We start from the raw sequence: 21,766 nt of genomic DNA, 5'->3' as shown, positions 1-21,766 counted from the left end.
GCGGCCGGCGCAGGCATCGCGAAGGCTTTCTCGCGCAGGCAGCGGGGCCCGATGCAGCCGCCAGGATTTCCCTCGGCCCCGGCATCGGCAGCACGGACCTCCTGCCGGGTTCGAGCGGACGCCTTTGCTTGCCCCCAGGCTGCGCGGCAGGGGTTGAAGGCGTGTTTCGTTGCATACTGGTGAGGCCGAGCTGAGCTGCCGGTATCGATTCGAAACTTTGCTTTGACCTGCCCCTACATTTCCGCGTGACCTTATGACCCACCACATCGCTCAAGCCGGACTTGCCCTGATTGCTCGGGAGGGCGCATGGCAGTCGAGCAGGGTCTAGGTCCCATGGACCCCAGGCATCTCCAGGCCGATCCGCAGCTCCTCAACCTGCATCTGCTGCGCTTTGCCGCGGCCTGCGCCGTGTTCTATGAGCACTTGATGCCGCACATCGCCATGGGCTTGAGCAGCTCCGGCGGTCGCCTCGATGCAGGCTTCGAAGCCCTGCGCAGCGTCGCCATCCTCGGGGTTGATGTGTTCTTCTTGATCAGCGGTTTTCTGATGTGGCAGCTCAGCGCTGAGTTGCGCGGGGCGGCACCCGCCTGGGAGTTTCTGCGCCGACGGATTGCGCGCGTGTATTCCGGCTACTGGCCGTTCGTTGGCTTGGCGCTGCTTCTTTACTTCGTCTACTTCCCCGAGCGGGTCGAAGACAAGAACCTCGTGCTGAGCTTCAGTCTGCTGCCTGCGCCCTGGGCCGATACCACCGCGCTGCTACCGGACACTTTGATGCTGCCGGTGGCCTGGACCCTGATCTACGAGATCTACTTCTACCTGCTGCTCACCCTGCTCGCGGCACTGGGCCTTTGGCATCGACGGTGGGTCTTGCCACTGGGCATCTGGCTCAGCCTGCTCGCTACCGTGTGGGCATGGGCGAGCGATGCATTCGCGCTGCCTGGCTTGCTGCAGCGACCCGTTGCCGCAACGCTGTACCTGACGCCGTACCTCCTGCAGTTCCTGATCGGCGCGTGGCTGGCCCGATCGCTGCGCGGCCGGCGTCTGGCCTCGCCTTGGCTCTTTGCCGCTCTCGCAGGAGGCGGGCTGCTTGTATTCGGCTGGGCGAATCTTGTGCATTTTCAGGGCGAGCTGATCTCGGGCGTGTGGACACCGCAGCGCGTGGTGCTTGCCTTGCCGGCCATCATCGCGCTGCTGCTCTGCGCGCTGAGCTTGGATCAGCGCGGGCGCTGCGCCTTTCCGGTGCTGGCCCGCCCCCTCGGGGAAGCGACCTTCGCGATCTATCTGCTGCACACCCTGGGCCTGCTCTGGGTGGTGACTTCAGGTCTGCACGCATGGCTGGTCGAGCAGCGGATGGTGATCAGCGGCTACCTGCTCGTCAGCCTCGGGATCATCGGCTTGAGCGTCCTCTACGCGCATTGGATCGACCAGCCGCTTTACGCTGCCGCGCGCACGCTGATGCGCGCGAAGGGACGGTCTCGACTCGACCCGTCCGCCCTGCAGGTTTACCCGCAAGAGGCTGCAGGACGCGATGGGCGATGAATGCAGGCGAGACCGAGCTCTCCGAGTTTCTGCGACGCTGGTGGAACCAGCAGCTGGATCTGCTGCCCGCCTACGCGCCGCCTGCACGACGGCAGCGCAGCCATGCGATCGATGTCGTGGTGCCCATCTACAACGCCCTGCAGGCCAGCCTGGCCTGCGTGCAGAGCCTGCTGCCCGAACTGATCGATGGCGACCTGCTCTGGCTGATCAACGACGCGAGCCCTGACGCCGATGTGGCACCGGCGCTCAATGCGCTGGCGGAGGGCGATCCACGCATCCGCCTGCTGCACAACCCGCACAATCTTGGCCTGGTGTTGACGCTCAACCGCGCGTTCGAACTCACCTCGCGTGATGTGCTCGTGCTGAACAGCGATACCCGGGTCGTACCCGGTGCGCTGGCAGCACTGCAGGCTGCCTTGGGCGTTCCCAAGGTGGGGATCGCCTGTCCGCTGTCCGATCACGCCACCTTGCTCAGTCTGCCCTGCGCCGCCGAGCCTCCCGACGACGCACGCGCCGATTTCGCAGCCCGCAGCTGGCATCGCCCGTTCCCGCCCACCGCAGTGGGCTCGGCGATGCTGATTGCGCGCGCGCTGATCGACCGCATCGGCGGCTTCGACCCCGCCTACTCACCCGGCTATGGCGAGGAGAACGACTACTCGCTGCGCGCCCGTGCCGCGGGGTTTCAGATCATCGCTGCTGACGACGCGTACGTCTGGCATGACGGCGGTGCCAGCTTCGGTCCGCGCGCAGCGCAGCTGCGTCGTGAGCTGCATACACAGCTGCTTGAGCAACGCTGGCGCGGCTACAACCAGGAGGTGCGTCGATATTGGCGGGCCAATCCGCTGGTGGGTAAGCCGGGCGGCCTGTTGCAGCCCGACGCGCGTCCACGCGTACTGCACCTGATGCACCGACTCGATGGCATCGGTGGCACCGAGCGCTTCACGCACGCCTTGATTGAAGCCAGCCACGACGAGTTCCAGCACGTGCTCTTGGCGCCCGGTGAGGCCGATGCGGGCGGCGCTGAGATCAGCTGGCATTGGCGCGGTCGCCTGTTCTGCATTGTCATCAACCGCGCGGTGATCGAGGCCGAGCATTTCCTGATCTCGCATCCGGCAGACCTGGGCAACCCGCGCGTGGAAGGCCTGCTCGCGCGCTTGCTGCAGAGTCTGCAGCCGGCGCTGGTGCACGTTCACCATCTGCTCGACTTCGGCTCACTGCTGCTGCCCGAGCTGATCGGGCGCTTCGGGGTACGCTGCGTGCTGAGCTGGCACGATCTCTACGCGCTGTGCGCAAACTACAGCCAGGTCGAACACGGTGGGAGCGATCCCTGTGGCCGGCCGATCAGCGTTGACGATTCGCGCTGCGGAGCGTGTCGGCAAGGGTCGCATCGAAGTCGTCACGGGCGCCCCTTGGCGCACGGTTATGCGTCAGCGCGCGGAGCCTTGCTGGCGCACACGCTGTCGACAGCGGACGCCGTGATCGTTCCGTCGGAATACCTCAAGCAACGACTGATCGATGCTTACGGCGCACGTGCCGAGCCAGTCAAGGTGATTCCCCACGGTAGCCCGCCCGCCTCTGCGGTTCCCGACGAGCAACGTCTCGGCACCGTACGCCCGCTACAGGTGGTCGGTTACTTCGGCGGCGACGACTTCGTCAAGGGCGCTGGCCTCGTTCTGGAATTGGGCGAGCGCTTGAAGGATCTCCGCATCGAGTTCCGCGTGTACGGTGCACAGCGTCGACTGCAGGAGCATCCCCTGGCAGATCGTGTCCGACTCTGCGGCACGTACGAGCACTCCCAGCTGGACGCGATCTATTCCCAGATCGATCTTTGCCTGATTCCCAGCCGCTACGACGAAACCTTCTCGCTGACCCTTTCGGAGGCCTGGCAGCGAGGCGTTCCGGTGCTGGCCAGTGATGCGGGAGCCTTGGCGCAGCGGATTCGTGGAAGCCAGTCAGGCTGGCTTGAACCACGCGGCGATGTCGATGCCTGGGAACGCCGTCTCCGCCAGCTGCATGCGTGTCCACAGCTGCTGGTCGAAGCGCGCCAGCATGCACTGTCGCCTGCACGAGTGCCGGCGCTTCAGAGCTGCGTCGAGGACTATCGCGCGCTGTACCGCGGGTTGCTCGAACTGGGCCCATCGCGCCAGCGACCGGGCGGCCGCGCCATGCCGCAGCCGCTTGCCGAGCCTGCGTTTGCCGAAGCTGTCGGATTCGAGATTCCGCCGTTTCCGCACGCCACGACCAGCGCAACGGCAGCGGGCAGGATCGGCGTACTGCGACTGCCCGCCGCCGCGTCCGCAGCGCGTGTGGATGCGGGCTTCTTCGAGAGCCTTGCCGCGCATGGCGTGGATGTGATCGAGCCGGCATCGGCGATCTCGACCCAGATCCTGTCGACCCTGCACTGGCTGGTTGTCCTGGCCGATGGCGACCGCTTTCATCCGGCGCTTCTGCGCCTGCTGCAGGAACTGCGGCCAGACTGTGCCGACGTGGTGCTCTTCGATGCGCTGATCAGCGATGAGCACGGCCGCGGCTATGCGCGACTGCGCCGAACACTGGTGGATCCTGGCGTGCTTGCGCGCAGCGGCGAACTCGGTGCTGCCTGTGTCTTCAGCGCAGCAGCCCTGTTGCGTTGGGAGGCGCTGCCCGCGCGCACTCTGCCCGAGCTGATGCAGCGGATTCCCGCGCGCTTTCGCTGGCTGCAGAAGCCGCTGGCCTTGTTCCAGCGTTGGGACGCGAACCTGGTGGCGCAGTCGCGAAGCCTGCTGAACGGCCCCTGGGCGGCTCTCGAGGCTGAGCTCGCCAGGCCGACCTCGCAGGGGCGTGTCATCGAAGTGATCCGCGATGGCAGGCCAGCCGGCCGACTGGTCTGCACCGACGGACAATGGAAGCGAGGGCAGGGCGGCGAATGCGACTCCCACGCGGCTTCGCCTGCGCTGTGGCTGCCGGCCGGCTTCGAGCTGGCGCAGGATCTCATCCACACCCTGCTGTTCTGGCTTGAGCACAGCGGTGCCGATGTGGTCGCCCCGGCACTCCTTGATGCTGAAGGACGCAGCCTGCCGCTCGGTTTCGTCGAGGCCGGCGGCGGCAGCTGGCAGCCGCTGGCAGGGTCCTCCGCGGGATGTTCGTTCGCCCCCACGGCCGCGGTGCCCTGGCTGCTGCCCGTTGAAGCGCTGTTCGCCGATGTACTGCTGAGCCGGTCGGGGCTTGCCAGCGAGCTGGCGCACTCGGATGACGCTGCGGACGCGATCGCGGTACATGCGGCGCTTGATCGGCGCGTCCTGCCCGGTGTCATGGCGCGCCTGCCGGCCACTCGCATGGGGGTGGCACCGAAGCCGCGCAAAGATCGCAGCCGACGATTGCGTCAGATCGGTGCGACCCTCAATGCGGTGACCGGCGAAGTGCCTGCGCAGGCGCGCGCCTGGGCCTATGGCGAAAGTGCTACGCCGCGCGCTCTGGGCCTGATGCGCAACCAGTGGGCGGTGTCGAAGCTGCGGATCGAAGCGCCACTCCGCGCGCTGCAGCGAGCCGGTCATGTGCAGCGGCCGTGGCTGCATGAAGTGCAGTCCCACGGCTTGCCCGAGCTGGAAGCGCTTGCGGCGATCGATCCCGATCTCATGCTGCTGCCGCCCTATCTGGACGAGCCCCAGGTCTGCTGGCTTGAGGCGTGTGCGCAGCAGCTGCGCGCACGGCGGGTGCTGATCATCGACGATCTGTGGACCGATCTTCCGCAGGACAATCCGCTGCGAAGTCAGCTTCCAGGCGATCTTGAGCAGCGTCTGCAGCGTATTGCGCGTGCCTGCGACGCCGTCGTCTACACCACTGAAGCCTTGGCGCAGGCGCTGCCACTGCCGGCGGCGGAGCACTTCTGCATTGGCCACGCGCTGGAGCCCGAACGCTGGGCGCCGACTGCGCAGCGCAGCGTCCCGACCTCGTCCAAGCGTCGCCTGCGCGTGGGCTGGGCCGGCGGGCCGCAGCATGCTGCGGATCTGGCCGTGCTTGGTGAAATCATGGAGGCCACCGGCGATGAGTTCGAGTGGGTGTTCATGGGGATCGCGCCCAAAGGCGCAGCGGCGCTGCCCATGGTCGACTTCGACCGCTACCCCGCCGCGCTGCACGCACTGCAGCTGGACATCGCCCTGGCACCGCTGGTCGACCACCCGTTCAACCGCTGCAAGAGCCCGCTCAAGCTGATCGAGTACGGATGGCTCGACGTCCCGGTGATCGCCAGTCGCGTTGGGCCCTACATCGACACCCCGTCGCTGCAGGTGGACTCACACAGCGCCGAGGCCTGGCTGGCGGCGCTGCGTCTGCTTGCGGCGGAGCCCGCGCGTCGCCGCGACTTGGCGCACGCCCTGGCTGCCTACTCCCGACGCGCGTCTCCGCAGGTCACCCTCGACCCCTGGCGCAGAGCGCTTGGCCTGACTTGACTCGCACTGGGCTCGCGACGCCGTGCGCTCTGCACCAGGCCTGCAGCACACTCTTCCAGGCAGCGGCCCCGAAACCTCAGATCTCCACTCGACATGACTCTTGCTGATCGCTATCTCGAACTTCTGAAATCCTCGCTTCTGAACACGCTCAACCTCGAATCCGAGGCTCAGCTGATGTACGCGGTCAGCTGCGCGGCGCACGATCGCGTCATGCCGCTCAGCGAGTTCACCGCGGTACGACGCAACACCAGCTGGTTGGGCGCTTTGCGCGGCGCGCGCGCGGTGGGCACCACGGTGCAGCTGGAGGGCCGCCGCCGAGACGGCAGCATCGGCCCCGATCCCAGCCTGCGAAACCACAGTGAGTTCGCGCACACCCTGGTGGGGCGGGCGCGCTTGGATCAGCTGCAGGCCGCCATCGAAACCGTGCTGCGCGAAGGGATTCCCGGTGATCTGCTGGAGGCCGGGGTATGGCGAGGCGGAGCCTGCATCCTGATGCGCGGTGTGCTCGCCGCGCATGCAGTGGACGACCGCCGGGTGTGGGTCGCGGATTCGTTCGCAGGCCTGCCCAACTCCGAGCATCCGGCGGATGGCGGGTTCCAGATGGATGCCAGCGTGCTGCCTTTCCTCGCAGTGTCGCGTAACGAGGTCGCCGAGCTGTTCGAACGCTACGGTCTGCTGGACGAGCAGGTCGGCTTCATCGAAGGCTTCTTCAGCGAAAGCCTGCCGCGTGCTCCGCTAGGTCCGCTGGCGGTGCTGAGGCTGGATGCGGATCTCTACGTCTCCACCCGCGACGCACTGCGGGCCTTGTATCCGAAGCTCAGCCCCGGCGGATTCGTGATCATCGACGACTACCTGATCCTGCCACCGTGTCGCGCCGCGGTGGACGACTACCTCGCTGAGCACGGCATCCGGGTTGAACTGAGCGAGATCGACGCCGAAGCGGTGTACTTCCGCAAGCCCTGACAGGCAGCGATCCGGCCCACCCGAGCGTCGACGCGAACGGCGGCGGCCCGAGGCTGCTGCACCGCCGTTCAAGAGCAAGCCGCATCGGGGGCGCAAGGCCCCCGATGGGTCTTCGTAGGTTCTACTCGAAGCCGCTGCGATGCAAAGAGTCCGGGCCGACTGGATCGATCAGCGTTCCGCTGTCGTCGCTGGTGTTCATCGGCTCCGAGCCATCGGTGGCAGCGGCCGCGGCGCGCAGCTCCAGGAACTGCAGCCCGGGATCGATGAGCCCTTGCATCTCCACGCTGATGCTGGCCCCAACCGCCAGGCTGCTCTGCACCTGAATAGCGCCGGCACCGCTGCTGGGCGTGCAAGCGGCATTCACCCCGGCCTGGCAGTTCCAGTTGATCTGGCTGAAGCCTGCCGGCACCGGCACGGCCAGCTCGACTTGCTTGGCCACATCGGGCCCGTGGTTGGTCAAGTTGACCCGATAGCTGGCCTGGATCGGTTCACCGGGCACGCGCGAAAGCAGGGGACCGAGGGGCGCGAGGCGCTCGATCGAAACCGAAACGTCGGTGCCGCGACCGGCCAGAATCCGCAGCGTGTGGGTGCGCCCGAACGGTTGACCGCCACGCTCGTTGCCTCCCGAGTCTCGGGGCCGCAGCCTCACCTGTGCAGAGCCCGCGTTTCCGCTCAGGCCGTATCGAAGGGCGCCCGAGAAGAGCAGCTGCGGCGACTGGCTGAGAACGCCACGCGGGTCGCGCACATCAAGAATCTCGAACTCAACGAACTGAAAGGCTTCATTCGTCGGACCCGCACTCAGGTTGTAGGCGTACGCGCTGCGTTCGATCGGGCCGACAGTCCCTCGCGGATGCCATGGATGCGTCTGGTACTCAGCGCTGGGCGGATCGTTGACGGGCAGCACCTCGACCCAGACGAATCGCGAAGTCAAGTTGCGGCCGTCGGATGCCCGTACCGCAATCGGTGTTCCACCGAACACGTTGGCCTGGGGGCGAACGCGCAGCACGCGCTGACTGCCCTGGCCGCTGAGCCCATTGATCAGACTTTGCTGGCTGATGGTGGCCTCATCCAAGGTCGTGGCCGAAACCAACAGCTGATTCGAGGGCGTGTCCGGATCGCTGACGACGATCGGCAGCTCGGCTTGAGCGTCTTCCCACACAACCAATTGCGCGGCCACGCCAATGGAGGGCGGTAGACAACCGCCTCCCGAAGGATCGCCACCGCAGCCCGAGGGGTCGCCGCCGCCACCGGTTGGATCCCGGCCTGCGGTCGACTTGGGAACAGCCGCCAAAGCCGCTGGAGCGTCCGAGCCCTCCGCGCCCCCCGCCATGAAGCTGTCGAAGCTGACCGAGCTGAACGCATCTCCGGGAGCCGCGACATCGTTGGCCAGACGAGGCACCAGCGAAGAAGCATGAAGCCCGAGCACAACGACCGAAAAAATCTTCTGTCCAGTAGAAAAATCCATGGTTCAAGTTCCTCGAACAATCTCAGAGTGACGCAGCGTCCGGGGCGATGAATGCGCCCGGGTGCTGAGTGCCATAACGCGCCAAGCGCAAGGCAGGCAGAAAGGCCGTGCCCAATGCCAAAAGCGCGCGACATGCTGACGGTGATGCGATCGAATTGCAACGAAAAACCAGGCCGCAGCGAGGCTTGTGACGACCTCGGCTGCCGCGCAGACTGCGACTGCGGCGGACACGGCAGGATCCAGCCAGGCGGCCCTGCAGCGAAGGCGAGATCTGCCGCAGCTCGCGCATGAAGTGGGGGGATGCCATGAGTGGAGATCGCAGACCGGACGCGCTCACGCCGTCCCTCGGGTGTGGCGTGGGCTTGCGTGCTCGCCATTTTCGCCATGTCATCGAACAGCGCCCGGCCATTGACTGGTTCGAAGTGATTTCCGAGAACTTCATGGACAGCCAGGGCTGGCCCGCCGAGGCTTTGCGCCAGATCGCCCGGCACTACCCGATCGTGCCGCACGGCGTGTCGCTGTCGATCGGCTCCAGCGAACCGCTCGATGAGCGCTATCTGCTGCGCCTGCGACAGCTCGCCGACGGCCTGCGCGCGCCCTGGGTGTCCGATCATCTGTGCTGGACCAGCGTCGGCGGCCACAACAGCCACGACCTGCTGCCTTTGCCCTACACACCGCAGACGCTGGCGCATGTGGTCGATCGTGCGAAGCAGGTCCAGGATGCGCTGGGCCGGCGCCTGCTGCTGGAGAACCCAAGCAGTTACCTGAGCTTTCGCGCGTCGACCCTGCCGGAGTGGGCGTTTCTGGCTGAGCTGGCCGAGCGCGCGGACTGCGGAATCCTGCTTGATGTGAACAATGTCCACGTGTGCAGCCGCAACCACGGCTGGGATCCGCTGGCCTATCTCGACGCCTTGCCGGCCACGCGCATCGGCCAGATCCATGTCGCGGGTCACACCGACCACGGTACGCACTGCATCGACACCCACATCGGCCCGACTCCCACGTCGGTGTGGCAGCTGTTTCGAGAGGCGATCCGGCGCTACGGCGCGGTGCCCACGCTGGTGGAGTGGGACGAGGACATTCCACCGTTTCCGGTGCTGCAGGAGGAAGCCGAACGCGCGCGGGCGGTGATCGAACGCGATGTGCTGCCTGAGCCCTGCGCGGCACATGCCGGCGAGGCTGGCGTGTCCAATCCGGTGGGCTTCCTGGTCGGCTACGAGGCTAGCTCGGCATGAGCCTGGCCCAGCACCAGGCCTGGCTGTGGCAGGCCATTCTGGCCGGTGGCGCGCAGGATGCGGATGCGACCGTGCAGGGCGGCGCACTCTCGCCGCAGGCGCGCATGGCGATCTACGCCGGCGGGTACCGGATGCGGCTGCTGGAATGCATGCGCGCCTCGTTCCCGCTGGTGCGGGCGGTTCTGGGCGAGCGGCTGTTCGACGGCTTCGCAATCGAGTACATCACCGCGCATCCCTCTCGCAGCCACACGCTGCAGGCGTTCGGCGCAGGCTTCGCCGCGCACCTCGCCGCCACCCGGCCGGCCCGCAGCGAAAGCGATGTCGACGACTGGGCTGACTTCCTGGTCGCGCTGGCCGCGTTCGAGCGCGCGCTCTGCGAGGTGTACGACGGCCCCGGCGATGAAGGGCGCGAAAGCGCCGAACTCGCGATGGCGCGCGGCCTGCGGCTGCTGACCTTGAGCCATCCCGTGCACGACTGCCTGCGTCAACATCAGGCCGGCACGGCCGTCGTGCCGATGGCGGCCCGCACGACGCATCTGGCGCTGACGCGGGTGGCGTATCGCGTGGTCGTGGAGCCGCTGAACGCGGCCGAACATGCGGTGTTCGTGCGCATCCGCGACGACGGGCTTGCCGCCGGCCTTGCCGAGGTTCGCGCCGGGGTCGGCGTCGACGGTCTCGCGCTGTGGCTGCAGCGACAGCGACGGCGCGGCTTGCTGGTCGGCGGCGAGCGCTGATCTGCATCGGCGTCGCAGACCCATGGACCTGTGCGCACGCGGGCCCGTCGCCGGGACCGCGTGCGCAGCGCCCGCAGGCGCTCAGGTCGAGGTCGGCGTCAGTGCCTCGCGGCGCGCGAGGCCGTCGTAGTTGACGCCACCGGGCACCTGCTTCGACTGCGGCTGCGGCAGCGGCTGGGTGATCGAGGTGGTGATCTCCACCGACACGCTGCCGCTGTTGTCCGCCAGACCCGCGCCGTAGAGGTGGTGGATGTCGTCGTTGATGCACAGCTCCAGCAGGCCATCCGCGGGCGCGGAAGCCAAGCGGATGCCATCGCCGATCAGGAAGGGTGCGCCCCCGCCGATGCGGCCGACCAGGGCGCCCATCGCGACGCCAACGATCGGATAGCCGGTCTGATCCGCAGGCACGAGCAGGCCCGGGCAGCCCTTGGCGTCGTACGGCCGTCCGCCGTTGGTCTTCGGATCGGCTGACCACAGCCCGCTGCGGAAGGACACGCTGAGTGGCTGGCCCTGGGTGACGTGGACACCCGTGCCTTGCCAGGCCTGGGTGGCCTGCACGCTGCGGGTCACGTCGACGCCGTTCTTCTGCAGCAGCTTGCGCGCCTCGTCCCAGACGCTGTCGCCCGCCTTGACCGCGCGCCCCGTGCAGCTGGGCGGCAAGCTGCCGCTGAACTTCTGCTGCGTGGAGATCGGCACTTGGCAACCGCCCTGGCCCTTGCAGGCGTTCCAGCCAGGCACCCACAGGTCATCGCAGGGATACGGCTTGCCGCTGCTGTCGGTGGCGACGAAGCCGCAGGCGCCCTTGTGCTTGCAGCTATTGCCGCCGCTGCAGGTGTGGATGTCGGCAGAGGCGCAGGCGCCGTCGCCGGCCTGTGTGCCCAAACCACCCCAGCCCAGGCCCTGGCAACTGTTGAGGCCCTGGCACACGTTGACATCGTCGGGCTGCTGCTCGCGAATCTGCTGGGTCACCGCGTCCCAGTGATACAGACAGAGTGGATCCGCAGTGTCGAAGGCCGCCTGCAGCTGCGCGTCGGTGACGCCGGCCACGTAGCTGAACGTCGGCACCTGACCCCATTGCCACAGCTGCGGGATCAGGTACTTGAACGAGGTCATGACCTGCGTGAACGTGTAGCGGCTGCCCGGATTCGACGGATCCAGGCCACCGCCGGCCACCATGCCTTGGTTGATGACGTCCAAGGTGCGCGAGTACGCGAGATTTATGCAGTTCTGAAGCGCGGCGGCACTTGCGACCCAGGCCGGGCGATCGGGATCGGGCGTGCCGATGGCGTTGAACACGCTGCGCCCCGCCGGCAGCTGGCCGGCCGCGTTCGCATAGTCGCGGTTGCTCGCGATCATCGCCTTGAGCGCGACAAAGCGGTCGTAGTGGCTCACGCAATCCCAGCGCGCGAAGCGGCTGCCCTTGGACGGTTGGTACTGCGTTGGCACCTGGCCGTTGCTGCCGTCGTCGCCGGCCTGCAGCATCTTGGCCAGGTTGGGGAAGCTGGCAGCGAAGTCAGCCACCACGCCGGAACCTTCGCCCTGGAAGCTCACGGCATTGGCCAGGTGCGCGATGTCGTCGGCGCACTTGACGACGGTGTACCTGTAGCGGCTCTGGAAGGTCAGATAGCTCATCTGGTCCGGTGCAACCAGCGGTGCCTGCGGCGATCCGCCGCCCAGCACCGGTCCGGGCTGCAGCGGCAGCAGCGACTCGGCTGCAACCACGATGTCGAGCAGGGTCAGGGTCGCGTGATACAGCGCCGAGATCGAGTCGTACTCGACTTCGATGTTCGGCGGCGGAAAGGTGCCGCCGTTCGGCGTCTCGATGCCGATCAGCACATCGAGCACCTCGGGCAGGCTGTTGAGCCCGACGCCCTTGACGCTCGACAGGTGAGGGATGGGCCCGTTCCAGTCAAAGGCCGACGGATCGAGGCTCGGGTGAAAGCCTGCGGCGTTGGCGATGTTCGATGCGCACTGCAGGTGGTACATCTCCTGCACTGCAACCGACAGCGACTTCTGCTGCATCCACCAGAACAGCGTCTGCGGGTTGCTGGAGCCGTCGCAGTTGTCGCTGGGCGTGAACTGATAGCTGGAGTTTCCGGCCGCCACCGAGAACGAGTAGGTGGCGGTGAGGTACAGAGGAATCGTGTAGAACTCGACCGCGCAGATGGCATTGAGGTGGGCGTGCAAACAGGACAGGACCTGCTGCAGGTCGTCGAGATTGCAGGGCGTGGCGGCGGGGGTTGGCGTGCTCATGGGCGATCTCGGGTTCCGTTCAAGGGTGGGGTAGGGGGCCTGGGCTTCGTCTTCGCGAATCCGGCCTTGGCACCCGCCCCCTCGCGTGCCGCGCCCCGCCGAACTCTCAACCCACCGGCCTTGCTCAGCAGCGCGTTGGGCCTTGAGCCGCTGCGAAGCCCAGCGATCGGGCGCAGAGGTCCTCGCTGTGTGTGGCGAAATTGCCTGTCTTCAGCGTCGTTGGAGACGGGGTCGAGGCGGCTGCGTCGCCCTTGATCCCGCCTGTTGGGAGGCTATGCGTCGTGATGAAGATCACACAATGCCGGGCGAACGAATCCTTCCCGCATTGTTCCCAAACTCCTGTGGAGCGCAGCGCGCGGAGCGAGAAAAGAGGAACGGAGAGATTAGGAACGAGGGGCGAGAAGCGGGGAGCGCGAAGGGATGCGCGCCTGGTGTGGTCGGATTGCCGGCTGCGTGCCACGCTCTGCCTGTGACGCGACTGGGCCATGGCGGCCTGCGCGGCGCGCCGAGCGGGGCGACTTCGATCTGCTCGGGTCTCAGCGCAGGACCGTCGGTCCGACCTGCGCTCACTCGACCGCGGGCTGCGGCGCCTGCGCCTTAGTGTCCGCTTGCCGACTGAGCCGATCGATCGTGCCGTCCTCGCGCATGCTGCGGATGGCAGCCGCGATCGCCGGCAGCTTGTCCAAGTGGGGCGACTGCTTGCTCATCAGGAACTTGAATTCCAGGGTGTCGAACACGTTGGGCAGCAGCACCAGCTGATCGGCCAGCCCAAGCGCGTTGATCACTGGCATGGCCTCGACCTCGGCGGCGATCGTGAGATCCCCCCGCTGCACGGCCAGTTGATTCAGCACGGTGGCGAGATCGCGCGACCACGCCACCGATACGCCCGCGGGCTCCAGGTGCGACTGCGTCCAGCCGTCGCCGAGATAGCTGAGCACCTGCCAGGACTTAAGCTCGCTGATCCGACGAAGCCGGGCAAGCGCCTCGCGTTGCGGGTGCGTGGCGCTGGTGAACGCGTGCAGGGGCAGGTGGTACAGGGTGTCTTCGATCGCAACGCTGTACTCGGCGCGCTCAGGGGTGGCCAAGGTGACCATCGCGTCCTGTTCGCCCAAGCGCACCATCATCTGTGCGCGCCGCCACGGCAGCGCCTCGCAGGTGAAATCGACGCGCGCGCGCCGCAGGGCTTCTTGGGCCAGCTGCAGATAGACCTTGTTGCAGGGCAGCTGCTCGGTTTCGTCGCTGCTGCTGCTGCTCGCGGCGGCCAGCCGCAGGGGCGGCGGCTGGGCGTTGGCAGCCACGGCAGCCCCCAGGCACAGCAGAGCCAGGACCGCACAAGCCGGGAGGTGGCGCGTGCCAGAAGGGCTCCGAGGCGTTCGCAGGGAAGGGCGGGTCATGATCGAATCGAGCGTATCAGAGGCGGCTGCCTGCGATGCGTCGGTGGGGCCAGAATTCCGCGGCCAGCGCGTGCCCTCAGCGGTCGCGGCCTCGACCGGCGCGTTCGCCACACGGGGCGGGCGCGCGGTCATAGCTCTATGCGAATCCCGGCTCGCGCCGTGCGCTCCGGACAAGAATCGCGGCCGACGTTCCAGGGCCGGTTTCGTCCGGGCTTCGGCCAGCGCTTCATCTGCAAGGGCGCGCTGCGTGTCGGGCTGGAGCGCGTGTCGCTGCATCGGGTGGCGCACGACGAGTTGGGCGTGTCGGGCGCAGCGCGCTTGCATCTGGAGCAGCCACAGGCGCGCTGGGGTCTCAGACGATGCGTGTGGCCTGCTCGTGCCGCGGTCGAACGCCGGGAGGAAGGAATCCGGCCGGCTGTCGCGCGATCAGCTCGACCACCCAGTCGATGAACACGCGCAGCTTGCGGCTGACGTGGCGGCTGTCCGGATAGGCGAGGTAGAGGGGCATCGGCTCGATCTGCCAGTCCTCGAGACATCGGACAAGCTCACCGCGTGCCAGCGGCATGCTTGCCATGTACGTAGGCAGGCACAGCACGCCCAAGCCGGCGATGCCCGCCGCCAGCAGGGCATTACCGTCGTCGACCACGACCCGCTGGCGGCCCCGAATCTCGTGACAGGTCTCGCCGCGACGCAGTGCGTGTACGAGCGCCGGGCCCACCCGCGAGCCGCGGTAGCCGATAAGGTCATGCGCCTCATCGCGCAGTGCCGCCGGGGTGCGGGGAAGGCCAGTACGCGCCAGGTAGGCCGGTGCGGCGTACAGGCCCATAGCGAGATTCGCCAGAGCGCGCACACGCAGTGCGGGCTCGGCCGGCGTGCCGCCGCGGATCACGCAGTCGACGTTCTCGTCGACCAGATCAACCTTGCGGTCACTGACGCCGAGATCGAGCTGGACCTCGGGATGGCGAGCCTGGAACTCGGCCAGCGCCGGCAGCAGCACCAGACTCGCCAGCGGCGCGGGCACGTCCACGCGCAGGCGCCCTCGCGGCGCGACTGAGGCGGCGGACAGACTGGTTTCGGCATCCTCAAGTTCGGCCAGCAGTCGCTGCGCGCGCAGGTAGAACGCCGCACCGTCTTCGGTGGCGCTGACCCTTCGCGTGCTGCGATGGAGCAGCTTCACCCGCAGGTGCGACTCAAGCTGCTGAACGAGCTGGGTGATGCGCGCCTTGCTGGTCTGCAAGGTCTGCGCGGCCCGCGTGAAGCTGCGCGTCTCGACCACACGCACGAAGGCCTGCAGCGCCTCGAAACGGTCCATGCGAGGTTCCAGATGCTGGCGGGTTTGTTTGGATTCTACAAACACTGAAGTCGCTGGCGATGCGCTTATCGACGCGCTCTACCTCACCTAGAGTGGCCGCGTCTTCCGCCTGTGAGTTCCGTCAATGAACGCCGTTCGCAACGCCGTGTTTCCTGAGAACCGCCATGCGCTGTATGCCGCGCACGGCTATTCCGCCGCGATCCGCTCCGGCGACCTGCTGTTCGTCTCGGGCCAGGTTGGCAGCCGCAGCGACGGCAGCGTCGAACCCGACTTCGAGGCGCAGGTGAGGCTCGCCTTCGCCAACCTTGAGGCCACCCTCAATGCCGGCGGCTGCGCGCTGGACGACATCGTCGACGTCACCAGCTTCCACACCGATCCCGACCGGCAGTTGGCGACCGTGCTCGCGGTGAAGAGCGAGGTGTTTCCGCAGGCGCCCTATCCGAACTGGACCGCCATCGGCGTCACCTGGCTGGCCGGCTTCGACTTCGAGATCAAGGTGATTGCCCGCATTCCGAGCTGAGGCTGCCCAAGCGGCGATGCTCACGCGCGGGTGTGGCCGGTTGCTCTGTTCGCATCGTGGTGCGGCTCGAGTCACGCCAGGTTCTGAGGATATACGTCGTATACGTTTCGTATATGGCAGTCCCATGGGCATCGTGAACATCGACGACGAGCTGCACGACCAGCTGCGCAAGGCCAGCGCGGTTTCGTGCCGCTCCATCAACGCGCAGGCGGCATTCTGGATCCGCATCGGCATGCTCTGCGAACTCAATCCGACCCAGAGCTTCAACGCGATCGTCGCGGCAGAACTGAGGTCCGCCGGGGTCAAGTCACAGCCGATGCGAATGGCGCGCGCGTGACCAAGCGGCCCGAAGAAATCGCCCTGCTCGCGGAGTCGGGGCGGCTGCTGGCGCAGGTGTTCGAGTTTCTTGATGGCCTAGACCTGATCGGAATGTCGACTCTGCAGGTCAATGATCGCGTCGATGACTTCATCGTCCACGTGCTCAAGGCGCGGCCGGCCAGCAAGGGCCAGCACGGCTATGCCTATGCGCTCAACGCCTCGCGCAACCATGTGGTCTGCCATGGCGTGCCGTCGGCGAACGATGTGTTGCAGGACGGCGATATCGTCAACTTCGACATCACTCTGGAGAAAAACGGCTACATCGCCGACTCCAGCAAGACCTATGTGCTGGGCGCGCCCTCACAGCCGGCGCTGCGTCTCGTGCAGGCCACCTACGAGGCGATGTGGAAGGGCATCCAGGCGGTACGCCCTGGCGCCCGGCTCGGCGACGTGGGTCACGCCATCGAGCGACACGCCCGCAGACATGGCTATTCGATCGTCCGCGACTACTGCGGCCACGGCATCGGTCGTGAGATGCACGAGCAGCCGCAAGTGCTGCACTGGGGAAAGCCGCGCACCGGCCTGGTCCTGCGCGAGGGCATGGTGTTCACCATCGAGCCCATGCTCAATCAGGGCCGGCGCGCCGTGGAAACCGAAGCAGACGGCTGGACCGTCGTCACGCGTGATGGGCTGCTGTCCGCGCAGTTCGAGCACACCGTGGCGGTGACCGATCGCGGCGTGCGCGTGCTGACCCTGCGTCCGGGCGAGACGGCGCCGCATTGAGATCGAAGAGCCGGGATTGGGGATTCGGGATTGGGGATTCGCCTACAGCCGTGCACATCAGCTCCAGACGGCCGCTGCCGGTGTCAGCTGTGTGCGGGGAGACGGTCTGTCTCTCGAGAGCTTCTCAGCCCCGCGCGGCGGCCCCGGTGATCTTGAAGAAACCTTGATTCGTCATCCCCGCGAATGCGGGGATCCAGGACTCGTGCGACTGCGGCAAGCGACACTGGGCTCCCGCCTTCGCGGGGGCGACGATCAGAGGGGTCGCACGTGTTCTGCTTCTCGAGAGGCTCTACCTTGTGATGGCAGCCTCCGAGTCACGCAGGCAGGCCACGTCGCGGATCGGCGGGGCGCCGAACATGCGTGCGTACTCGCGGCTGAACTGCGACGCGCTCTGGTAGCCCACCCGATAGGCCGCGCTGGCGGCGTCGGTCTGTTCTGCCAGCAGGATCTGGCGGGCTTCGGTCAGGCGCAGGCGCTTCTGGTACTGCAGCGGGCTCATCGCGGTGACGGCCTTGAACTGCTGATGGAAGGCCGAGCGGCTCATGTGCGCCAGTGAGGCGAGTTCCTCGATGCGGAGCGGCGCTGCGAGCTGGCTGCGGATGTGCTGGATGACCTGCGCGATTCTGTGCGTATGGCTGCCGGCCATGGCCATCTGCGCGATGGATGCACCGAAGGGGCCACTCAGCACTCGAAAATGAAACTCGCGCATCAGCAGCGGCGCCAGCACTGGAATCTCGCGCGGCGTGGCGAGCAGGCGCGCTAGCCTTAGCACGGTGTCCTGCGTGGCCTCATCCAGCTCGCCGACGAAGAGTCCACGCGGCGTGTCGCGTGGCGCCGGCCCGATCGGTCCGCCCTGTTCGACCAGCTCCGCGATCTGGCGAGCATCGATGTCGATCGCCACGCACAGATAGGGCGCATCCGCACTGGCCTCCAGCACCTGTCCCACCAGGGGCAGGTCGACCGACACCGCCAGAAACTGCGAGGGCGCGTAGCGGTAGACCTCCTCCTCCAGCAGCACCTGCTTCGCGCCCTGCACGATCACACAGAACGAAGGCCGATAGACCGTCGGCAGCGGCGCGTATGGGGCGGACAGGCGGATGCAGTGCAGGCCGGCGACGGCCGAGGCGTGCATGCCCTCGCCGCTGGAGAAGCGGAGAACCAGCTCGCCGATCTCGCGCTGCCGGGCTTCGGCCAAAGCGTCGAAGGGAATGTCCATGGGCTGGGCACGATACGCCCGCAGCAAGCGCCGCCTCAACGCTGTGATGAAGGAATCTGGACGATCAGGCAATCGTCGCGGACCTTCGGGTATCGAGCCCGATGTGCTCGGCCAGCAGACTTTTTCCCACCCCGGCAGCCGCCGAACACACGGAGAAAGCGACATGTCCAAGGTCATCCTCATCACGGGCGCCAGCAGCGGCATCGGCGAAGCCACCGCCCGCGTGCTAGCAAGGCAGGGCCATCGCGTGGTGCTGGGCGCGCGGCGCACCGAGCGCCTCGCGCAGATCGCCGCCGAGATCCGCTGGGCGGGCGACATCGCCGAGTACCGCGCGCTGGACGTGACCCAGCGCGAGGACGTCAAAGCGTTCGTGGCGTTTGCGCAGGAGCGCTTCGGCCGCGTCGACGTGATCTTCAACAATGCCGGCGTCATGCCGGTGTCGCCGATGAATGCGCTGAAGACCGACGAATGGGACCGCATCATCGACGTCAACATCCGCGGCGTACTGAACGGAATCGCCGCGGTGCTGCCGATCATGGAGGCGCAGGGCAGCGGGCATATCATCAATACAGCATCCACCGGCGCGCATGCCGTCGGCGCGCAGTTCGGCGTGTACTGCGCCAGCAAGTACGCGGTGCGCGCGATCACCGAAGGTCTTCGCCAGGAGATGGACCGGATCCGCGTGACCTTGATCTCGCCCGGTGTCACCGAGTCCGAGCTGGGCCACGACATCAGCGTCGACAGCACGGCAAGCGCGGTGAAGCAGTTGCGCGGCATTGCGCTCGACAATCGCGCCATCGCCAATGCCGTGCTTTACGCGATCTCGCAGCCCGAGGATGTCGACGTCAACGAGCTGCTGATCCGCACGGTGCGCAGCGCGGGGCATGCGTTCTGAGGTGGGCCGTCTGTGTTCGGAGCGACGTGTAGGCGCAGCACGACCCAAGGACGCAGCCGGGAGCAGGGCATGTGCGGCTGATGCAGCCTCGACCACCGCCACTTGGTGGGCGCCCCTGTTGGGGAAGAGAATGGCGCGTTCATGCTCTGGAGAAGGCCATGCATCATTTTCGATTGTCGGCGGCATTTGCGCTTTCCTTGTGCAGCGCCACCGCCGCGGCCCAGCAGCCGCCCGCAGCCTTCATCAGCGAAACCCTGCACAGCCCTCTCAACGGCAAGACCGGCATCGCCTTCGATCATCTCGGCGCGAGCTACCTCATCGAGAAACAGGGCCGCATCGTTCGCGCCGCCGCAAACGGCAGCGGCGGCTTTGCGTCGCCCGTCGTGTTCGCGGATTTTGTCAGCGAGGTGTCGACCGCTCAGGAGGCCGGGCTGCTCGGCATTACCATCGATCCGGACTACGCCAACACGCGCTATCTGTACGTGTTCTACACCACGGCCAGCGATCAGCGGCTGGTGCGTCTGCGAGCGAACGCTGCGTTCTCGGCCGTTGAGGCCGGGTCGGCGACCGTGCTGCTGTCGGGCCTGCCGCGCGCCAGCAACATCCACAAGGGCGGTGACATCCACTTCTCGCCCGCCGACCCGACCGCGATTTACATCGCCCTGGGCGACGACGGCGTGCGCTCGGATCGCATGACTTGCCTGAGCCGGGGAGGCTTGACACAGGTGCCGGTCACGCAGTGTCCGGATCGCTACGAAGGCAAGCTGCTCAAGGTCGATGCCGGCAACGGGCGCGGACTGCCGAGCAACCCCTACTTCGACGGCAATCCCAACAGCGTCGCCTCGCGCGTCTGGGCCGTGGGCTTCCGCAATCCCTTCCGCTTCACCTTCCACCGCGGGCGGCCCGATGCCGACGTGCTGTATGTCTCCGAGAACGGCGATGGCGTCGATCGCATCTCGCGCGTGCGGCGGGGCTCGAACGGCGGCTGGGGGCCCTGCGGCGACGCCGGAGCCTGCAACGGGCCGGGCGATGTCAACGACGGTGGACCCTTCATCGCGCCGAAGGACCCGAACCACAAGGTGATGCTGACGATCAATCCCTCGCTGGTCGGCATTGAGATCGCCGACGGCGGCCCCTTCGGCACCGATGTCCTCTACTTCGCGCGCTATGGCGCCGCCATTCGCCGGGGCCAACTGACCGGCGCCAATCTCGACACCCTGCAGACCCTGGACAACGACGGCGCCTTCTTCAACGGCTCGGCGGTGACCCTGCGCTTCGGCCCCGACGGGCACCTGTACTACGCATCGAGCGGGCAGGGTCCCTCAACCGGCGGCAACGATCCGCTGCGGCGCTTGCGCTTCAACGCCAGCACACCGCCGACCGCAGCCTTCGCCACCACGCCGAGCCCACCAGCGGGCCTTGCGCCGCTCAGCCTGCAGTTCACCGATCAATCGAGCGCGCCGGGCAGCAGCATTACCCAGCGCACCTGGTCCTTCGGCGACGGCGGCAGCTCGACGGCGGCCTCGCCGAGCTACGTTTATGCCGCGCCCGGGCGCTACACCGCGCGGCTCAGCGTGAGCAATGCGGCTGGCCAGCAGGCCAGTGCGGAGCGCGCGGTGGTGGTCAACCGCCGCGTCAATCTGCAGATCAGCGGCACCCTGCGCGACGCCCGCACCCTGTCCGCAGCACCCTTGGCGGTCGCCAGCGAGCTGCGGCTGTATCAGGACGACGGCATTACACCGGCGCCGCACTCGGGTGGCAGCAATGTGGTGACGGTGGCAGCGGGCGGCGTAGTGTCCGCGCAGCTGCAGCTGGATCTCAGCGGCAATGCCCTGGTCATCAGCGCCGGCGAGCCGACCGGTGACGGCGTGCAGCCGATTCGACGCGGATTCGTGCTGCCGGCCGGCGCTGGCACGCAGACCATCACCATGGACGCCTGGCTGTCCAACACCGCCGTCGCCGGGCGCGTGCGCGATACGCGCGGCGCGCCCCTGGCAGTGGATGTCGGCCTACGTCGTTCCGGCGTGCCCTATGCGCTGCCCAACGGCCGTGACTACCTGCCGGCCTCCGGCCAGGCCGCGACCGGCGTGGCACATCGGGTGGTCAGCGATGCGCTGGGCTGGTACCACTTGCCCTTGCGCAGCGATGGCAGCGGCAGCCTGCAGCTGGATGCCGCCGCTGATACCGGCGTTGGCGCCTACGCCAACCCGCGCTTCGACCGCACGGTGGCTGCCGGTGCGCTGTTGAACCTGGATCTCACTGTCGGCCAGTGGAACGGCGGGCGCGAGTGCCTGAACCTGAGCGGCATTCCGAGCGCGCCGCAGGTGAACTACGCAAGCCAGATCCAGCCGATCTTCGACGCCGCCTGCATCGGCTGCCACGCGCCGGGCGCCACCAACAGCGGCGGCCTCGACCTCACGGCCGCCAACAGCTTCAACGCCCTGGTCGACGCGCTGAGCGATCGTGCGCCCGGCGTGCTGCGCGTGCAGCGCGGCGAGCCCTGGCGCAGCTTCCTGTTCGAGAAGATCAACTGCATCGACCCGCAGAGCGGCACCGGCATGCGCCCCGGCGACCCGATGCCGGCCGCCCAGCAGGCCCTGTTCCGCGACTGGATACTGCGCTTGAGCAATCCGGATCGGATCTTCGGCAACGGCTTCGAGGGCTAGCAGGCTGGAGCGCAGTCGGCCTGCAGCGCAGCGGCGAGACGCGGTT

15 protein-coding genes are annotated in these 21,766 nt (G+C 67.3%); 10 read left to right on the top strand and 5 right to left on the bottom strand.

The features are described 5' to 3' along the window. The first annotated feature begins 333 nt into the window (after nucleotides 1-333). The 3 genes from H4O13_05985 to H4O13_05975 all read left to right on the top strand — a co-directional run bounded on the left by H4O13_05985 (nucleotide 334) and on the right by H4O13_05975 (nucleotide 6,929). Nucleotides 334-1,539, top strand: coding sequence for an acyltransferase (locus H4O13_05985; protein ID MBE5314939.1), 1,206 nt, complete (start codon nucleotides 334-336; stop codon nucleotides 1,537-1,539). Continuing rightward, nucleotides 1,536-5,966: a glycosyltransferase gene (locus tag H4O13_05980; protein MBE5314938.1), complete on the top strand. Its 4,431-nt coding sequence runs from the start codon at nucleotides 1,536-1,538 to the stop codon at nucleotides 5,964-5,966. Before H4O13_05985 ends, H4O13_05980 begins: the two co-directional genes overlap by 4 nt. 93 nt (nucleotides 5,967-6,059) lie before the next feature. Next, nucleotides 6,060-6,929, top strand: a complete 870-nt coding sequence (locus H4O13_05975) for a class I SAM-dependent methyltransferase (GenBank protein MBE5314937.1) — start codon at nucleotides 6,060-6,062, stop codon at nucleotides 6,927-6,929. A 121-nt stretch (nucleotides 6,930-7,050) separates the two neighbouring features. Here H4O13_05975 and H4O13_05970 read toward each other — a convergent pair whose 3' ends face one another. Next, nucleotides 7,051-8,394 carry a hypothetical protein gene (locus tag H4O13_05970; GenBank protein ID MBE5314936.1) on the bottom strand — a complete coding sequence of 448 codons (1,344 nt, stop codon included), beginning with the start codon at nucleotides 8,392-8,394 and terminating at the stop codon, nucleotides 7,051-7,053. Between the two features lie 305 nt (nucleotides 8,395-8,699). Between H4O13_05970 and H4O13_05965 the strand changes: the two genes are divergently transcribed. Both H4O13_05965 and H4O13_05960 read left to right on the top strand, forming a co-directional pair. Continuing rightward, complete coding sequence (locus tag H4O13_05965; protein MBE5314935.1) at nucleotides 8,700-9,629, top strand: DUF692 domain-containing protein; 930 nt, start codon at nucleotides 8,700-8,702, stop codon at nucleotides 9,627-9,629. After that, entirely contained in the window at nucleotides 9,626-10,363 is a 738-nt protein-coding gene (locus H4O13_05960; GenBank protein MBE5314934.1) for a putative DNA-binding domain-containing protein, read from the top strand. The genes H4O13_05965 and H4O13_05960 overlap by 4 nt, the downstream gene beginning before the upstream one ends. An 81-nt stretch (nucleotides 10,364-10,444) precedes the next feature. Here H4O13_05960 and H4O13_05955 read toward each other — a convergent pair whose 3' ends face one another. From H4O13_05955 to H4O13_05945, 3 genes are all read right to left on the bottom strand, one after another. Continuing rightward, nucleotides 10,445-12,616, bottom strand: a complete 2,172-nt coding sequence (locus tag H4O13_05955; protein MBE5314933.1) for a hypothetical protein — start codon at nucleotides 12,614-12,616, stop codon at nucleotides 10,445-10,447. Nucleotides 12,617-13,182: 566 nt separating this feature from the next. Then, nucleotides 13,183-13,914 carry a transporter substrate-binding domain-containing protein gene (locus tag H4O13_05950; GenBank protein MBE5314932.1) on the bottom strand — a complete coding sequence of 244 codons (732 nt, stop codon included), beginning with the start codon at nucleotides 13,912-13,914 and terminating at the stop codon, nucleotides 13,183-13,185. 448 nt (nucleotides 13,915-14,362) lie between these two features. Next, entirely contained in the window at nucleotides 14,363-15,322 is a 960-nt protein-coding gene (locus tag H4O13_05945) for a LysR family transcriptional regulator (GenBank protein MBE5314931.1), read from the bottom strand. A gap of 124 nt (nucleotides 15,323-15,446) precedes the next feature. Here H4O13_05945 and H4O13_05940 point away from each other — a divergent pair, with 124 nt between their 5' ends. The 3 genes from H4O13_05940 (at nucleotide 15,447) to map (ending at nucleotide 16,943) form a co-directional block, all read left to right on the top strand. Further along, complete coding sequence (locus H4O13_05940) at nucleotides 15,447-15,842, top strand: RidA family protein (protein MBE5314930.1); 396 nt, start codon at nucleotides 15,447-15,449, stop codon at nucleotides 15,840-15,842. A 124-nt stretch (nucleotides 15,843-15,966) separates the two neighbouring features. Further along, nucleotides 15,967-16,179, top strand: a complete 213-nt coding sequence (locus H4O13_05935) for a ParD-like family protein (protein MBE5314929.1) — start codon at nucleotides 15,967-15,969, stop codon at nucleotides 16,177-16,179. Next, entirely contained in the window at nucleotides 16,176-16,943 is a 768-nt protein-coding gene (gene map / locus H4O13_05930; protein MBE5314928.1) for a type I methionyl aminopeptidase, read from the top strand. The genes H4O13_05935 and map overlap by 4 nt, the downstream gene beginning before the upstream one ends. 289 nt (nucleotides 16,944-17,232) lie before the next feature. Here the strand turns inward: map and H4O13_05925 are convergent, their stop codons facing one another. Further along, a complete protein-coding gene (locus H4O13_05925; protein ID MBE5314927.1) occupies nucleotides 17,233-18,159 on the bottom strand; it encodes an AraC family transcriptional regulator in 927 nt (308 codons plus the stop codon). 163 nt (nucleotides 18,160-18,322) lie between these two features. Here H4O13_05925 and H4O13_05920 point away from each other — a divergent pair, with 163 nt between their 5' ends. Both H4O13_05920 and H4O13_05915 read left to right on the top strand, forming a co-directional pair. Continuing rightward, nucleotides 18,323-19,054 (top strand): SDR family oxidoreductase, encoded by a 732-nt coding sequence (locus H4O13_05920; GenBank protein ID MBE5314926.1) that lies wholly within the window; start codon nucleotides 18,323-18,325, stop codon nucleotides 19,052-19,054. A gap of 158 nt (nucleotides 19,055-19,212) precedes the next feature. Further along, the gene (locus tag H4O13_05915) at nucleotides 19,213-21,720 is read left to right on the top strand and encodes a PQQ-dependent sugar dehydrogenase (protein MBE5314925.1); all 2,508 of its coding nucleotides are present in this window, start codon (nucleotides 19,213-19,215) and stop codon (nucleotides 21,718-21,720) included. Nucleotides 21,721-21,766: the final 46 nt, after the last annotated feature.

Source organism: Lysobacterales bacterium (genome assembly GCA_014946745.1).
Taxonomy (GTDB): Bacteria; Pseudomonadota; Gammaproteobacteria; order Xanthomonadales; family Xanthomonadaceae; genus Aquimonas.
The sequence above is the reverse complement of the archived record's forward strand: the minus strand, read 5'-3'. Positions and strand labels throughout refer to the sequence as shown.

Excerpts from the sequence above, each read along its gene's own strand:
- H4O13_05985 (MBE5314939.1), top strand. The coding sequence starts at position 334 with ATGGACCCCAGGCATCTCCAGGCCGATCCGCAGCTCCTCAACCTGCAT.
- H4O13_05980 (MBE5314938.1), top strand. The coding sequence starts at position 1,536 with ATGAATGCAGGCGAGACCGAGCTCTCCGAGTTTCTGCGACGCTGGTGG.
- H4O13_05975 (MBE5314937.1), top strand. The coding sequence starts at position 6,060 with ATGACTCTTGCTGATCGCTATCTCGAACTTCTGAAATCCTCGCTTCTG.
- H4O13_05970 (MBE5314936.1), bottom strand. The coding sequence starts at position 8,394 with ATGGATTTTTCTACTGGACAGAAGATTTTTTCGGTCGTTGTGCTCGGG.
- H4O13_05965 (MBE5314935.1), top strand. The coding sequence starts at position 8,700 with ATGAGTGGAGATCGCAGACCGGACGCGCTCACGCCGTCCCTCGGGTGT.
- H4O13_05960 (MBE5314934.1), top strand. The coding sequence starts at position 9,626 with ATGAGCCTGGCCCAGCACCAGGCCTGGCTGTGGCAGGCCATTCTGGCC.
- H4O13_05955 (MBE5314933.1), bottom strand. The coding sequence starts at position 12,616 with ATGAGCACGCCAACCCCCGCCGCCACGCCCTGCAATCTCGACGACCTG.
- H4O13_05945 (MBE5314931.1), bottom strand. The coding sequence starts at position 15,322 with ATGGACCGTTTCGAGGCGCTGCAGGCCTTCGTGCGTGTGGTCGAGACG.
- H4O13_05940 (MBE5314930.1), top strand. The coding sequence starts at position 15,447 with ATGAACGCCGTTCGCAACGCCGTGTTTCCTGAGAACCGCCATGCGCTG.
- H4O13_05935 (MBE5314929.1), top strand. The coding sequence starts at position 15,967 with ATGGGCATCGTGAACATCGACGACGAGCTGCACGACCAGCTGCGCAAG.
- H4O13_05925 (MBE5314927.1), bottom strand. The coding sequence starts at position 18,159 with ATGGACATTCCCTTCGACGCTTTGGCCGAAGCCCGGCAGCGCGAGATC.
- H4O13_05920 (MBE5314926.1), top strand. The coding sequence starts at position 18,323 with ATGTCCAAGGTCATCCTCATCACGGGCGCCAGCAGCGGCATCGGCGAA.
- H4O13_05915 (MBE5314925.1), top strand. The coding sequence starts at position 19,213 with ATGCATCATTTTCGATTGTCGGCGGCATTTGCGCTTTCCTTGTGCAGC.